This is a genomic window from Vibrio sp. T20 (assembly GCF_007858795.1).
Classification (GTDB): domain Bacteria; phylum Pseudomonadota; class Gammaproteobacteria; order Enterobacterales; family Vibrionaceae; genus Vibrio; species Vibrio satsumensis.
The window spans coordinates 21,012-36,095 of the sequence record NZ_VFEB01000078.1 but is presented as its reverse complement, the minus strand read 5'-3'; the positions used below and the strand labels follow the sequence as shown (position 1 = coordinate 36,095).

The window sequence follows — 15,084 nt, the reverse complement described above, 5'->3', positions numbered from 1 at the left end:
ATGCCTTGCTGTTACGGCAAGGCATTGAAGTACAAACATGGACTGAAACCCGCAATTTCTTACAGATTCCTAACTTAAGGGGCAAAAATTATATTATTACTGACCTGTTAAGCCACTTTCACCTCGGTAGATCACACGATCGTTACCACGATAGATACCAAATGTGACAACCGTGGAGGGATCTTCGTCCCCCAAGTGTCGCCAGTTGTAACGCAGCCATGGCTGGTCTTGATCGCTACCAGAACATAATATGTCATTTTCGCCCGTCTTCTTGCTTGGCTCCGAGTCATCCATTCTTAGCCACAAACGAACCTGTTCTCGTGGTGCATCCGTACCAGTCGGCGTATTTTGAACCGCAGTTACTTCTTCTTCACCATCATTTACATCTCCACTGCCACTAAGTGAAACTAATGTGGTTTTCACATCATTAATGGTCCAAATGACTTGCTTACAAACATTTGAACCATTGAAAGTACTGCGATCATCATCCTCGTTCACAACAAACTCACTGCCATCCCAAAACTCAGCACGAAGTGGAATCGTCAGAGTAGTACCTGAGTTGCCACCAATATCATCGAGTACCATTCGGCCATAGCGGGCCGGAGGTTGGACTGGGAATGCTGCCGAATCGGTCACAGGGTCAGAGTCCGTAAATGACACAGGATCTACTCCTGTCACTGTTAAACCAAAATTAGTGGCTATTGAGCTAGCATCACTGGTATTGAAAGGGCCATCTTTGCGGCTAACATCATCTGAATCCGTAACTCGTTGCAGCTCAGCTGCATTGTCATTCAGTAACCAATGTTTACGATCAGCAGGCCAAGATCCGGCATCCGTATCTAACAAGAAGCCGTTATCTATGTTGCTATCATCTAGAACACCAAACTTTGCTTGCAAGTTTTCATTAAAGAAGCGGTAGTTATTGAGCGCATTATCCGTATCACTTTCACCAGATGCCATTGGATATACTTGGTGAATTGTAGAATCATAAGGTTGACTTAAGTATGCGATATCATTTTGATTGGCGACATTCCATTCCGGAGTACCTTGAACAAAGAATTTAGGATAAAAGCGACCTATCGATTTACTGCCAGAGAAGCCACCTAAAATTGAGCCGTAGAAACTCCCAGTTTCTGTCGCAATGAAGTTAAAGCTACCCGCTTCTGAGTATTTCAGACTCTCGAACTTATAACCTTTATTAGCCTGGTCATTCGACGCAATTTGTTTAGTTAGCTGAGCTACAGGGGTTAAATCACCCAACTCAGCGTCAGGGTAATCCGCAATTAGAGGGGTATCTAAAGTCGTTGTAACTTTTACGCTTGCTGTCGACTTAAAGTAATTGTTCGTCAACAAGTTATCGTCAGTACAAACTGCAGATGAATTTGTATGCTTTATTGGGCGAGCATAAACATCGAATGACTCTCCCGCACTACTGAAACTGTCTGAGTCTTTATCGTTACTGTTTCCGTCCGAACTCTTATTCGTACAAATTGCAAATTTCCACGGGCGAGAGTAAACAGAGAAACCCCCTTCAACATCGTAACTCCCATCTTCGGGGCAGCCAGCAAAACCAGTACAATCAAAACTATTGTCTTTTAAAGTGACGTTGAAAAGCCCTGATTCAGAGATAGTTAAGTCAGTTGAGGCGCTACCTTTTTTGAACTCTGGTAAGTAAGTCAGCGAGCCATCAGAACCACTCCAAGAACTATCAAGCTTGTGAGTAATGGTAATTTCATCCCCAGCCTCACCTGTATAGTTTTCAGCAACAACAATTGAATCACCAGAATCACACGCTAAAACTTTAGTTACTGTCGGTGTAGCCTGCCCCGCAATAACGTCAAGACGATTCGTTGGAATATTGCCATCCACTAAAGAGAATTTAAATGGTACGAACTTGAACTGACTTTCTACCTCTTTGCCAGAATCATCCACTAATGTCGCCTTTAGCTTATAACCTGTATCAAAGTCAATATTGGCAGTATCTTTAGCGACAACTTTTAAAGTTAATTCACCATCATTATTAGAAACATAATTAGGGTAAGTACCTGAGCCTTGTATGACAGAAACATCAAACTCCTCAGGGCTTGGCGTGATATCTATAGTCACCCCTAGACTTTCTGCCACACCATTATTCGAAGTGTTAATCGTAAATTGAGGGGAGTCGTCGCCACACATCAAGGCTAGATCCGTCGCAGGGGAAATATCTATATCATAATCATCGACAGGCACAATACAGCTGGTCTCAGCATGAATTAAAGAGCTTGATGACATATTGACTGATTTAGCAGAAACAGCACCATACACTCTTGCTGTACCGCTCATGTCAACATTCTGTTCGCTGTATAACAGACCTACAAACGTGGTTTTATTTGCAGAGCCACTGCTATTTAAACTGACAAAACTGGAACCACTTTGTAATACGTTGACCCTAAAGTGTGTATCTCCAGCTAGAATGGGCTTATCCCCGCTCCAATTAACAATTGGAACACCGATATAGCTACCGTTGTTTACAGATAAGCTTTTAGTAAAGACGGTCACCGTATCGCCACTCTTGACGCGTAATTCCCCCGTGCCATTGATATTAAGTGTGCCAATTTTATATTTACCAGACTCTATTTCGACCACAGCACCAGTACCAATTGAGATGCTGTCATATTCGTAGATCTTCACACCACCAACAGTGATAGGTAAGGAAGTGACATTGTGGGTATAAGGGATATCTAACGAGTTGCCTAAATTATCTGGTACATCTTCTAATGCTTCTTTATCAATAAGTAAATCATCTAAGCCGAAGCATTGCTGGCCTTCACAAGCGACACCCGTTCTATCATTGGTATTCGAATTTAAAAAGCCTACATAACGATTCCCGCCATCTCTCAGCGCCCCTACTATTTGGGGAGAACCATTGATTTCCAAACTCCCATTGGAGCCTTTCCATGTTTGTACAGGACTTTTATTATTAAAACCTTCACAAATCCCGATGTCATTAGGCCTGTCAAACATGAAGAAACCAACGCCTTCTTTTACGTGACCACGCTCTTTATCTTTATCCATGTCCTCTTCAACTACGAAGTAGACTTTGTTTTTAGTGACATCGCAACGACGCAACCAACCGCCATTATTACCGTCACGAGAGTTCTTGTTAGCAACTAGAATCGGTGGAGCATCAAAACCCGCAAATGCTATATCGGTATATTCTAAACATCCCTGCTCAATAGGAGAGATGACCTTCTCATTAAGTTCGGTCGTTTTGAGAGTCTGCCCATCTCCTAACCAAAAACGTGCACCTTGAATAAACCCGTTACCCTCACCAGCAACGAAACCCACGGTCTCTTTCTGAGTAAGGTTATTGTTATTCGTCACCTCTGACTTCTCTAGTGACAAGAAAAATCTATCTTTTTTGACCTCTCTAGCCATACCAGTAAACCACTTAGAACTGTTTCTTTTGGTTTGAGGTTGAACAAGAACCCCCGGAGTATTGGAGAAGTTGGAAGGTAAGCCATAATCCTGATAGTTAATCGTAACTTTGTTGCCTCGTTCACTTTGAATATATGAAGCGGCAACCTTAGTTTCAATCGATCCTGCGACTATCTTCGCCTTGTTACCTAGGGTGATAACTCCAGGTTCAATAACAAAGTAATCAATATTATGCATTGGGGCATCATTTACAAAATTAACGTGATTCGCTGCATTTCGATGAGGGGCAACCTCTTGAACAATGGTGGCAGTTAGTCTTGTAGTAGCAGTAACGGAAGCTGTTGAAGGTAATTCAGTTTGATTAAGAGACAGCTTAGATAGACCTGCATCGATAGTAGGCATAACGAAGACTAATGGCTTTGGCTTAGCCGAATCATAAGTGTTATCAAAAATAATCGTACAAGTACGTTGGCCATTTTGAGACGTAGTACACTCTGTATCAGTTAGAGTACCAAACTCAAACTGAGGGTTTAAGTTCACAGGGGGTGGCTGCGGAGGGGATATGCCGTCACTACAACTGACGTTAGTAATATCGTCATCATCATAGACCGGAGATAAGCTACCATTTTTCAAAGATTCGTACTTAGTTTCAATAAGGCTAGCACCTAATCCATTATCAATATCTCGTCGATAGTATTTAACTTCATCATTAGAAGCATCATTAGTAATTGTTACTTCATACAGGCGATCATCAATGAGATTTTGCTCATTGAAAATATATGATGGATCCGACCTTTTATGGTTTGTATACCAAATGACATGCCCATGGCTACCTTGTTTTAAATAAAAATCTTGATAGTCATCATCACCTTCTACCTGGAATGAAATGGTAAAATCCTCATTCCCCTTCAAGTTAGAACATTGATTTGCGTAAATATTTCCTACAAAAAACAAACAAAAGAAGATAGCTACATACCTAAACAAGTTCATACTTACTCCCTCACCCAAACTTCTTGGATACGCTGTACTTGGTTGATACCCGAACCACAGATAGCTGTTGATTCTATTTTAAAAAATCCAACGCCATCTAAAACGCCGATTTGTCGACAAGTTAATTGATCGACAGTGCAGATGGTCGACATACCACTACTCACTTGATTGGCATTTAAGTTGCTACACACAGTGCTCACACTCGTTGAAACCGCAGGCGACACCGTTAATGGATAAACTTGAGTGAGTGCCCACTCATTCGCTGAATGTGCTAATAGCCAAGCCTGTGTTCCAAGCTGTTTACGCGTCAATGTATCGTGATTTGACCACTGAACTTGTACTAAAGAAGTCGCAAGGAAGCCCATCACCACAATAACAAATACTGCGACGACCAAAACACTGCCTTGTTGAGATGATTTTCTATGGCGCATTGAGTACCTGCACATCTTGTTGGTAAACACTTACTTCACTGTTTTGCTCTAGTACAAGGTCGATGTGAATCACACCACCTCGCTGCAAGCTAGGTTCTTCATAACGGAAATTACTTTCAGCATAATTAATACTATCCGCAACGGTGACTCCATTGCGTTGAATTAGGCCTTGATTCTGAACGGTATCATTCACCAAACAGTAACTCACCGAAGCACTCTCATCGTAAATATAATGGCGTTGAGCAATAGACTGACTACTAAGATTAACAGAGGTCGCGGTAAACACATTATTCGTAGAGATCAAACCTGAGACTGAAATCCGTTTAGTTGAACCCGCTCCTAAGTCAGAGTAATTCGTTGGGTTAATAATTAGAAAGTCATCTGCATCAAGTATTGGGGAGTCCTGGCCGATAATAAAATGTAGCTCGTCTGTCGCTTCATCAAGGTGATAAAAGCCTGAGTACTTAATAGCATAAAAGGTGAGACATTTTTGAGCAAAAGCCGAAGCAGGCATAATACTCGAATCAAAACTGTTAGGAACCGCGTGGCTTATCTCTCGCGACATTTTCTCGACAACAAATTGCCCTTTCACTTGCACCTTTTGTCGGTCAATAGTCTCAACATACCCTTTCATGCCATATTCAACAAACCCAGCAATCGCTAACCCAATCACACCAACGACCACGATCGTTACAATCATTTCTATAAGAGTAAAACCACGTTGCTTCATTAGTAGTTCCCCTTGTAAGCGATCACGCTATAGCGGTTGTTACCACCAAAGATCTGTAATTCAACGCGCTTCATCGTACCAATAGCGTTGTCGTTAACACCGTCCATGTTTTGATCATAAAACACGGAAACCTCAACACGAAAATTGGCATAACTGTCTTCAATATTTTCATCTAGGATATTAGCGAGTGGGTACTTCGTTGATGAGACACACGTTGACTCCGTAGTGTCTGTGTACCAACAACCGATATAGTCATCGACATCATTAAAAGCTGCGGGCGTTGCCTCTGCCCCATCTACTCCGAGTTCATTAGGAGCAGAACAAGCAGTCGCATCTGCGTCCCCACAGCGCACCAGGCCACCATCAAAATCACTATGTTCATCAAAACCACGTGCCAATATTTGATTCATCAGACTCTGGCCTAACGCCACAGAACGGTTTTGATAATGTGGGTCAGCAGAGCTTGCAACTTGTGGCGCTAAAAAGCTAGTAATAGTGACCATCGCAATGCCCAATACGATAATCACCACAATGCTTTCAATTAGAGTAAAGCCACGTGAACGAATCATAGACACACTCCCTCACGCACATAACCTTGAGAATTAATGCAGACTTGGGCGCTATTGCTCGAAGTGGTTGAGTTAATCGTAATATTCACACCTGCACTTACCGAAGGGTTACCCAACAGGTCAAAGTCGATAACCGTATTCGCTGGAGAAAATGAAATATCTGATTCACGCACATAATCACTACGTGCATCGGCCTGTGTTTTTTGAGCGCTATTCGAAAGATTTAAGTTACACGCGGCCACAGAGCCTAAACAATCACTATTAATAGCAAGACGAAAGCTGTCATTAGCAGCGGAAACATTCGATTGCATTCGATTGACTTGGATTTGACGAATTACAGAAATGGCCTGCTCTTGCGCAGTAAAAGTGGAGTAGCTAGAGGTACCAACGAAGCGACTCGCGGCAAAAGTTGAAATAATACCGAGGATAATGATAACGATGATCAGCTCTACCAGAGTAAAGCCGTTGGGTGTGGGGCTGTTATCCATAATGGCCTCTAACTGTCTAGCGAATACTGATTATACAAGATAACGAAACTGACGATCTTATGTATATGAATAGTTTTCATATTTGTGTGCTTTGGATAAAAAAAAGGCCAGCAGGAGCTGGCCTAATATAAACACTGATACACAACTTGTTTTAGTTAGAACAAATTGTGTTTGCTCCCGTAGAAACTACGTTTGCAGTCGCTGGCGTATTCGCATTGGTAGCTTGGGTGTATACAACACAGTTAGTTGTGTAGTTTGGAATACCAAATGTTACTTGTGCTGGGTTTGAGTTATCTACAGTTCCAATGAATTCAAAATCATCACCAATTCCCTGAACGATATTTGTAATATCATCTTCAGTTGCATTTGGGTAACCGAAAGTAGTATTGATTGTTGAACCACCAGCGCTTAGAGCACCTGAAGTACTCTCGAAGCCTTCAATTGCAGCCTTGCCATAAATAATGCTCGCTGAACCTTGAATTGCGCCAGCTAAACCTTCAAGCGTTGCATCTTTCGCATCATCTTGCAGGTTTAGGAAACGTGGTGCCGCAGTTACAGCAAGAATACCAAGAATAACAATTACAACCACTAGTTCAATTAGGGTGAAACCGCCTTGTCTTTTCATAGTTAAGCTCTCTCTATGTTTAATTTTACGCAGACTTACTGCAAAGTTACGGTCACACGACCAGTTTTAATTTCGTAAACAAATTGGTGCTCGGTACTACCTTCTAATTGAATGTAAGTACACGTTGCATCACCTGAATTCGCTTGCGCTGAATATTTGTAATTTGAGTCGCTAGCAACATCTGAAACCGCACCTACTTTAGGTGGGTTCTGAAGTAGGTTTTCCATCAACTCAGAACATGTTTGGTCTGAAATATCTTGTGGCGCTGTACTAGAATCGCTATTCAGAGTCCACGGATAGCCATCACGAAAGTCGGTCTCGACGTTGTTACTGTTCTTTGATCTTGTTAACCAAAAATCAACACCATCATAATTTACAGTATTGTATGTTTCAACACCTATCTTCTCTGATGGCCTTGCTTCTGCTTCCCACTGCGCTCTCGCCGACAAAACTGCCGTCGCAAAACCACCAGCGACACCTTCAATACTTGATTTCTTGGCTTCATCTGTCACATCTAAGAAACGAGGTAAAGCAGCAACCGCCAATAAACCAACGACTACAATCACAATAACCAACTCGACTAGGGAGAAACCCTTTTGATTTTTAAGCATTTTCTACCTACTCATCTAATTGCTAACGCGCATTATACATTTGCACACGTATAAAACCATAAAAACAGTGTCAATATTTTCACAAAGCCAAAATATTGGCTTTCACACTAAATCTTTCATTTTTGAGTAATATATCTATTTGATACTTATCACTATAATGATAACGACAATGAAAATGTATGTTATCACTTTTGTCTTCAATACTTGGCGATCTTAGCCCTAAAATACTCTCTTGAGGGTATAATTCCTCAAGCCAATAATTACAGTCTCGCTCCGTACCTTGAATCGGCTTTATCCAGCCCGTTCGACTATAACTTTTGGAGTGCTCCGAATCATTGTTTTGCTCGGAGCCTGATAACAAATACTGCTGTTTGAACAAATTGGCTTGCTCTAAAATCCGCTTGCTCGCCACAATAAATGCCGTGTTAGTCGCTTCTTCTTCTACCGTTTTAAATGCCGAAAGCACACCGACAATAAGAAAAAGAATAACCACAGTCCAAATAACAAAACGTGAGCGTTGTAGGTTATTTAGCATTCCTTAACCTTTGATTGCATCCAGCATTCCCCACATCGGTAAGAAAATACCTAGCGCCAAAATCAACACCATACCTGCAACGATGGTTAACAAGATTGGTTCGATTCTGGCAGTTAAGGTTTTCAGATCGTAATCGACTTCACGATCATAAAAATCAGCCACCTCAAGCAAGAGTTCATCAATACGACCCGTCTCTTCACCTACTGAAATCATTTGTATCACCAACGGTGTGAAAATTTCGCTGTTAATCGCGGTCGATGAAACCGTACTACCCGCTTCAATAGCCGATTTCATGGCTTGAACTCGCAACTCTAGAAAACGGTTATCCAAGGCTTCGGCCGACAAAGCTAACGATTGGTTAAGTGGTACACCGGCTTTTAGCATCAAAGCAAAAGTACGTGAAAATCGTGACAATAATGCTCTATTGACCACTCCACCAATAACAGGCATTTTTAAGCGTAATCTATCCCACTTTTCCAAGCCTTTGTCTGTTTTAACCCAGGCTTTAAACGCAAAGATAAGGCCAAAGATCACACCAAGCATTAAGCCCCAGTAATTCACAAAGAATTCCGACATACCAATCAAGATACGAGTCGGCAGCGGCAGGTCGACACCAAAGCGCGCAAACATGCTAGAGAACTGTGGAATAACCTTTATGTTAAGAATGAACATTGCGATCAAAATAAAGCTGATCACGAACGTTGGATAACGCATAGCGGTCTTGATTCGCTTACGCGTCTCAACTTCCTGTTCGTAGTATCCAGCTAATTGAAGCAAAGCCTGATCTAAACGACCTGTGTTTTCACCAACGCCAATCATAGATACAAACAGCGGGCTAAACACCTTAGGGTGCATCTGCATTGATGCCGCTAACCCTCGACCATTAGTAAGCTCAGCAACCACTTCTTCGAGAGCAGCCTTCAACTGCTTATTTTCACAGTTTTGGGTAAGGCCTTTCATCGACCTTAAAAGTGGTACACCCGCTTTGGTTAGGCTGTATAACTGTCGGCAAAACAGAACCAACACCTCTAAAGGTACACTCGGAGAGAACAGGCTCGATACATCCATATCTAAGACTGAACCGCCACTTTTACCTAATTTGATAGAGGTTGGAATGATCCCCTTACTCATCAAACTTTCAGCAGCAAGATCTTCGTTATTCGCATCCAATTGACCACTCACTTGGCTACCATCAGAGCTGCGACCTACATAACGATACGTTGGCATATCCCTCTACCCCTACAAATAAATTGGGTCGGTGGCACCAGAAGCATCGCCTTCGCCAAGATGCATGATCTCATCGAGACTCACGACACCTTGCAGAGCTAGTTCCATCGCAGAAGCCAATAACGGTTTGTAATTTTCAGACTGTCGGGCTGTTTGAGCAAAACCAACCGCATCATTAGCTCTTAGCGCATCCATCATGTTTTGTTCTAGCTCCAACATTTCAAATACACCAATACGCCCACGGTAACCGGTTAAATTACAGTTCTGACAGCCACGACCTTTCATAAACGGCACACCCACTTGGTTAGGGAAGCGAACGCTCAGCCATTGCTTACGAGGTTCATCTAACTCATCCTCAACCTTACAATCGGTACACACTTTGCGAACCAATCGCTGTGCAACGACCGCTCGAACAGCGCTCGCTACCAGATAACCTGGTGCTCCCATATCCATCATGCGCAGTGCACTGTCTACCGCATCATTGGTATGGAGGGTGCTTAATACTAAGTGGCCTGTTAATGCAGCTCTTAGACCAATCTCAACCGTTTCGTGGTCACGCATCTCACCAATAAGAATGATATCGGGGTCCTGACGCAAGAAGGTTCTTAGGACTGTAGAAAAGTCGAGATTGATCTTAGGGTTTACCTGAACTTGGTTCACACGAGGAAGACGGTATTCCACCGGATCTTCCGCGGTAATGATCTTTTTACCCGGTTCGTTGAGTTCGCTTAATGCACCATACAAGGTTGTGGTTTTACCCGAACCTGTCGGCCCAGTAACCAAGATCATACCGTGCGGGCGACGCAGCTGTTGACGAAGACGAACCAACAGATCGCTCGGTATACCCGACGCTTCTAACTTACGTAAACCCGCTGATTGATTAAGAAGACGCATAACTACAGACTCGCCGTGCTGTACTGGCATGGTCGACATACGAATATCAACCGACTGACCTTTAGCACGGATATTAAAGCGACCATCTTGAGGAAGACGTTTCTCTGAGATATCGAGGTTTGCCATCAGCTTCAAGCGTAATACAAGTGCAGAAGCAATATTCACTTCGTTCAGCAGTGTTTCATGCAGCACGCCATCGATACGCTGACGAAGACGCAGTACGTTTGAGTCTGGCTCGATATGGATATCAGAAGCGCCGACTTGGATTGCATCTTCAAATAGCGAGTTAATTAGCTTTACTACTGTAACTTCGTCACTGTCTTCTTCAGCGATATCGAAATCAAAGGCATCATTAACTTGGTGTTCAGCGTGAAGCTGCTCAGCAAATGAGGCGATCTCTTTAGTTCTTCGGTAATAGCGATCGAAGCCATCAACCAATTGCCTCTCTGGAGCAACAACGAATTCAAGTGCGTAATCTCCTAACTGACCAAGCAAAGATTCTTGGGCAAACAGGTCGGCAGGGTCGCTCATTGCAACACGTAAAGTGTCACCTTGGCGTCCAATCACCAATGCACGAAGGCGACGAGCATGTACTTCCGGTAAAAGCTGTACCGCTTCGACATCGACAACAGCTCGGCTTAGATCAATAAGAGGAATCGCTAACTGCTGTGACAAGAAACTCAACATCTGTTGCTCTGACAAGAAGCCAAGTTCAATCAGTGCATCACCCAGCTTACGACCGGTGCTTTTCTGAGCAGCCAGTGCTTGCTCAACTTGAGTCTCCGTGATAATGCCCTCTTCGACAAGCAAATCACCAAGCCTTTTTCTTAATCTAATTTGCATCGCCGCTCTCCTCTAAAGCATTGAGTATTTTTAACCGGTCACGCACAAAGCTTTGTGATTGAGATGAGATACCTACTCTGGTTAATGCACCTTGGTATGACGCTTTAGCTGCTACGAAATCGAGCTGACGTTCTTGCTGGATCGCTAAACCTAACCACCAGCGAGCATTATCTGAATCAATCTCAACCAACTTTTGGTAACTTTCCAAGGCCACTTCTTCTTGCTGAGACTTTTGACTCAATGCTGCACGCATAGCTAGATAATCTTGCGTAGGGTTCGGCGGTAAATGTATTAATGGACTTAAAGCCGCTTCTGCTTGGTTTGCTTTAACCAAAAGCTTAGATAGGCCCAAGCGTAGCTTTTCGCTGTTAATATTAAGCTTAATCCCTGACTGAAACAGCTCGTACGCTTTACGTGTATCCCCCTTACCAAAATAGAGAATCGCGAGTTTCTGACGAACATCTTCATTTCGTGGCGTATAACGTAGAGCTTCAGTATAGCCTTTCAGAGCACCAGTAAGGTCATTCGCATCAAGCGCTTTTTGAGCTCGCCCTTGTGCATTCACAGATAATTGCTCAGGCGTTAACTCGACCTGTTCGATCAACATTCCACTATTTTCTGAGCTACCAGAAGCTCCTAAGTCATTAGAGATAGAGGGCGAATCTGTTTTTGCCACACTAGCAACGTAAATCGGCTGAGGAATTTCAGTCTTAGTCGTTTGGGGCGTGCTTAGAGGTTTAGTTGATGCTTGCTGTTTTGTAGGTTGTGGGATAGACGCAGCAACCGAATTAGATACAACTGGCTTAGCTTGAGCGCTTTTTACCATCGCAGTGTTTTCTGTTGAAAAACTCGCAGAGTCTAGCTTCACCAGTTTCTTAGTTGGTGATGAGATAGGTTGAGCTACTTCCTGAAAATCATTGGAACTGTCAACGACAGAGACCTGAACCTGTACATCTCGAGTTGAGATTGAATGTTCGACAGCAGGACCTTGCGATATCGCCCAACCGCCCATTGCTAAACTCAGAGTAAAACCTGCTGCGACCCAAACCAATGGGGAACGTGTTTTTACTTTAGGTACAACTGCCGCTTCAATCGAAGTCGCTGATTTTTTCTTTGCCAATTCAGACAAGGCGTTGTTAATAACACTCATAATTAATTCCAACCCCACAGTATTGGCGTTTTAAATTTAGGCTTACATACATCGTATGTTTCATGCATAGCGGAAAACAGATGTTGGTTGTCGATACTTTTCTTATCTTCACTGAACGAAAGCAATAAAGCCTTATGGCAAAGTTGGTTGATCAATCTCGGAATACCTAGTGACGAACGACAGATCGCCTTCTTTTGGTTCAAACTGAATAACTCAGGATTACCACCAGATTTAGTGATCCGGTTATCAATATACGCCACCGTTTCATCGAGAGTCAGTGGCCTCAATGTTGAACTAAACGTGATTCTTTGACGAAACTGTCTGAGATGGTAAGCCTCTAGTCGAGTATCCAACTCAGGCTGCCCCAATAAAACAATCTGCAGCAGCTTTTTATCTTCTGTTTCAAGGTTACCAAACAGCCTTAATGTTTCGAGAGCTTCATCCGATAGAGCTTGAGCCTCATCAAGAATCGCTACCACTCTTAAACCCGAATTGTGCAATTCAATAAGCTTATGCTGAATGTTATCAACTAAGGTTGCTTCACTGTCGATAGTCAAACCGAGCTCTTTAGCAACAGCTTGGCGTAAGTCTGCACCTGAGAGCACAGGGTTTGGCAGGTAAATTAGAGCGGTACAATCATTTAGGTGATTGACTAGCATCCGGCAAACCATGGTTTTTCCAGTGCCTACCTCTCCGGTAACCTTAATCACACCCTCGCCCATTTCTAACGCCGATATTACCGTCTGAATCGCTTCAAAATGAGGCGCTAAACCATAAAAAAAATCGGTATTCGGCGTTAAGGTAAATGGCAGTTGTTCAAAACCAAAATGAGCTTGATACATAAGTAACCTAGCTTAGTTAGATACTGCCAATCTACATTGAAAAAACAAGTAACTACTCTTCATCATCTGGGAACCACTGTTGAAGCAGATCTCGAGAACGCTCTAACTCTGTTTGCCACGTGTTCACACCGACGATTGTCGGTTTAAGCAAGATCACAAGCTCAGTTTTTTGCGTCAACTGACTGGTATTACGGAATAAGTGGCCGAGGGCCGGAATATCACCAAGGAATGGAACTTTAGAGGTTACATCGCTGGTATTTGATTTCATCAAACCACCAATAACAACCACATCACCATCTTGAGCACGAATCACAGAGTCAGACTCACGAATAGAGCTTTTTGCCAAAGGAAGCGTCACGACCCCCGTTGTTGAACCCAAGTTAAGCTCTTTGACCTCTTCATCTACCTCAATGACTGCCGGGTGGACATGTAAGAACACACTGCCTTTATCATCAATCTGAGGTGTCACATCCAAAGATATACCCGAGAAGAACGGGGTTAGTTCAACCTCAGGAGCAACATTCGCGTTATCACCACTACCAACCGCACTTGATAAATCTGTTACGTAGTATTCATCGGTACCCACTTTAATAACCGCTTTCTGGTTATTCGCAGCTGTCACTCTAGGGCTAGATAGTACGTTCAAATCTCCCTGTGTATCCATGAAACTTAATACCGCTTCAAAGCTACTACCAGAAACAACAATATTAGATTGACCACCTAAAGCGGCACCAATTGGGTCCATCCCTGGCAACGTACCTGGGATTATCGTACCGGCTGCATCTTTAACAATAGAGCCCATGCCGATTGTGTAGTTAGTACCATTTGACGAGAACATCTTAGTCCAGTTGATACCCTGCTGGTAGCCATCACTCAAAGTCACTTCCATGATCTTCGCTTCCAAGATCACTTGACGTTGTAAGCGCTTCTGAGAAATGCCTAAGAACTCACGAACTTCACGGATTTCATCAGGATAAGCACGAACCGTAATCACACTGGCTTGCGGGGTAACGACGACGCTCTGTCCATCACCAGAACCAATTAAGTGGGCAACGGCCGTCTCAAGCTGTGGCCAAAAATCACTTTCAGAGGTCGTTTCAATCTCTGTACCACCGTTCGATGTAGAATTCGATGAGTTAGAAGAGTTGGATGAATTAGACGAGTTTGAATTGGAACTTGAAGAACTCGATGAGTTTGAATCAGAAGTCGTGATCGTTCCGGTTGTGATCGTCGTTAATGAGCGACCAGAACGTTTAACTTGTAAGTAATCGACAGGAATCGTTACTGTACGCAAACCTGCTGGGTAAACCTGAATGACTTTGCCACGCTTTTCTATATCGTAGCCATACATATCCTGAGCCACAGCTAACACTTCATCTAATGTCACATCGGTTAAATTAAAAGTGAGCTTTCCTGAAACACTTGGGTGAATAGCAGCGCTATACTCAGTACCTTTCACTAAGCTTGCAAAAAAGGTTCTCGCTTCAACACCTTTTGCCTGAATACGAAAACGTTTAACCGTTTCCATTCCCGGAGACATAGAGTCAGAACTAAGCTGAGGCATAAGGTCATCTTGTACCGACGAAGGAAGATCATGAAGCGCTCTGCTATTGGCTTCATTAATTGATTCGTTTAAAGATTCTTTAATCTCAACAGGATCTCTATGCCCCATCGAACAGCCGACCAAAGATGACACTAGGATTGCTACTACAAGTTTACGCATGTCTTCACT

At 43.0% G+C, this 15,084-nt stretch carries 13 protein-coding genes; all 13 read right to left on the bottom strand.

Going from position 1 to position 15,084, the window contains the following annotated elements; translation table 11 throughout:
• Nucleotides 1-96: 96 nt before the first annotated feature.
• Complete coding sequence (locus FTW16_RS06350; RefSeq protein ID WP_261383418.1) at nt 97-4,407, bottom strand: DUF6701 domain-containing protein; 4,311 nt, start codon at nt 4,405-4,407, stop codon at nt 97-99.
• Nucleotides 4,408-4,409: 2 nt separating this feature from the next.
• Nucleotides 4,410-4,838 (bottom strand): MSHA biogenesis protein MshP, encoded by a 429-nt coding sequence (locus FTW16_RS06345; RefSeq protein ID WP_123322484.1) that lies wholly within the window; start codon nt 4,836-4,838, stop codon nt 4,410-4,412.
• Nucleotides 4,828-5,568, bottom strand: a complete 741-nt coding sequence (locus FTW16_RS06340; RefSeq protein WP_060982979.1) for a prepilin-type N-terminal cleavage/methylation domain-containing protein — start codon at nt 5,566-5,568, stop codon at nt 4,828-4,830. The genes FTW16_RS06345 and FTW16_RS06340 overlap by 11 nt, the downstream gene beginning before the upstream one ends.
• Entirely contained in the window at nt 5,568-6,137 is a 570-nt protein-coding gene (locus tag FTW16_RS06335) for a prepilin-type N-terminal cleavage/methylation domain-containing protein (RefSeq protein ID WP_132935985.1), read from the bottom strand. The genes FTW16_RS06340 and FTW16_RS06335 overlap by 1 nt, the downstream gene beginning before the upstream one ends.
• Nucleotides 6,134-6,625, bottom strand: coding sequence for a prepilin-type N-terminal cleavage/methylation domain-containing protein (locus tag FTW16_RS06330; RefSeq protein WP_060982977.1), 492 nt, complete (start codon nt 6,623-6,625; stop codon nt 6,134-6,136). The genes FTW16_RS06335 and FTW16_RS06330 overlap by 4 nt, the downstream gene beginning before the upstream one ends.
• Nucleotides 6,626-6,776: 151 nt before the next feature.
• Nucleotides 6,777-7,250, bottom strand: a complete 474-nt coding sequence (locus FTW16_RS06325) for a type II secretion system protein (protein ID WP_146490471.1) — start codon at nt 7,248-7,250, stop codon at nt 6,777-6,779.
• Nucleotides 7,251-7,285: 35 nt separating this feature from the next.
• Nucleotides 7,286-7,861 (bottom strand): prepilin-type N-terminal cleavage/methylation domain-containing protein, encoded by a 576-nt coding sequence (locus FTW16_RS06320; RefSeq protein ID WP_146490470.1) that lies wholly within the window; start codon nt 7,859-7,861, stop codon nt 7,286-7,288.
• A 79-nt stretch (nt 7,862-7,940) separates the two neighbouring features.
• Nucleotides 7,941-8,396, bottom strand: coding sequence for an MSHA biogenesis protein MshF (locus tag FTW16_RS06315; protein ID WP_146490469.1), 456 nt, complete (start codon nt 8,394-8,396; stop codon nt 7,941-7,943).
• A gap of 3 nt (nt 8,397-8,399) precedes the next feature.
• Complete coding sequence (locus tag FTW16_RS06310) at nt 8,400-9,623, bottom strand: type II secretion system F family protein (protein WP_048657953.1); 1,224 nt, start codon at nt 9,621-9,623, stop codon at nt 8,400-8,402.
• A gap of 12 nt (nt 9,624-9,635) precedes the next feature.
• The gene (locus FTW16_RS06305; protein ID WP_048657952.1) at nt 9,636-11,360 is read right to left on the bottom strand and encodes a GspE/PulE family protein; all 1,725 of its coding nucleotides are present in this window, start codon (nt 11,358-11,360) and stop codon (nt 9,636-9,638) included.
• A complete protein-coding gene (locus FTW16_RS06300; RefSeq protein ID WP_146490468.1) occupies nt 11,350-12,510 on the bottom strand; it encodes a tetratricopeptide repeat protein in 1,161 nt (386 codons plus the stop codon). The genes FTW16_RS06305 and FTW16_RS06300 overlap by 11 nt, the downstream gene beginning before the upstream one ends.
• Before the next feature lie 2 nt (nt 12,511-12,512).
• Complete coding sequence (locus FTW16_RS06295; RefSeq protein WP_146490467.1) at nt 12,513-13,352, bottom strand: ExeA family protein; 840 nt, start codon at nt 13,350-13,352, stop codon at nt 12,513-12,515.
• A gap of 52 nt (nt 13,353-13,404) precedes the next feature.
• Nucleotides 13,405-15,075: a pilus (MSHA type) biogenesis protein MshL gene (gene mshL, locus FTW16_RS06290; RefSeq protein WP_146490466.1), complete on the bottom strand. Its 1,671-nt coding sequence runs from the start codon at nt 15,073-15,075 to the stop codon at nt 13,405-13,407.
• Nucleotides 15,076-15,084 lie beyond the last annotated feature (9 nt).

Bases quoted from the DNA above. Each gene is read 5' to 3' on its own strand.
- FTW16_RS06350 (WP_261383418.1), bottom strand. From the start codon at position 4,407: ATGAACTTGTTTAGGTATGTAGCTATCTTCTTTTGTTTGTTTTTTGTA.
- FTW16_RS06345 (WP_123322484.1), bottom strand. From the start codon at position 4,838: ATGCGCCATAGAAAATCATCTCAACAAGGCAGTGTTTTGGTCGTCGCA.
- FTW16_RS06340 (WP_060982979.1), bottom strand. From the start codon at position 5,568: ATGAAGCAACGTGGTTTTACTCTTATAGAAATGATTGTAACGATCGTG.
- FTW16_RS06335 (WP_132935985.1), bottom strand. From the start codon at position 6,137: ATGATTCGTTCACGTGGCTTTACTCTAATTGAAAGCATTGTGGTGATT.
- FTW16_RS06330 (WP_060982977.1), bottom strand. From the start codon at position 6,625: ATGGATAACAGCCCCACACCCAACGGCTTTACTCTGGTAGAGCTGATC.
- FTW16_RS06325 (WP_146490471.1), bottom strand. From the start codon at position 7,250: ATGAAAAGACAAGGCGGTTTCACCCTAATTGAACTAGTGGTTGTAATT.
- FTW16_RS06320 (WP_146490470.1), bottom strand. From the start codon at position 7,861: ATGCTTAAAAATCAAAAGGGTTTCTCCCTAGTCGAGTTGGTTATTGTG.
- FTW16_RS06315 (WP_146490469.1), bottom strand. From the start codon at position 8,396: ATGCTAAATAACCTACAACGCTCACGTTTTGTTATTTGGACTGTGGTT.
- FTW16_RS06310 (WP_048657953.1), bottom strand. From the start codon at position 9,623: ATGCCAACGTATCGTTATGTAGGTCGCAGCTCTGATGGTAGCCAAGTG.
- FTW16_RS06305 (WP_048657952.1), bottom strand. From the start codon at position 11,360: ATGCAAATTAGATTAAGAAAAAGGCTTGGTGATTTGCTTGTCGAAGAG.
- FTW16_RS06300 (WP_146490468.1), bottom strand. From the start codon at position 12,510: ATGAGTGTTATTAACAACGCCTTGTCTGAATTGGCAAAGAAAAAATCA.
- FTW16_RS06295 (WP_146490467.1), bottom strand. From the start codon at position 13,352: ATGTATCAAGCTCATTTTGGTTTTGAACAACTGCCATTTACCTTAACG.
- mshL (WP_146490466.1), bottom strand. From the start codon at position 15,075: ATGCGTAAACTTGTAGTAGCAATCCTAGTGTCATCTTTGGTCGGCTGT.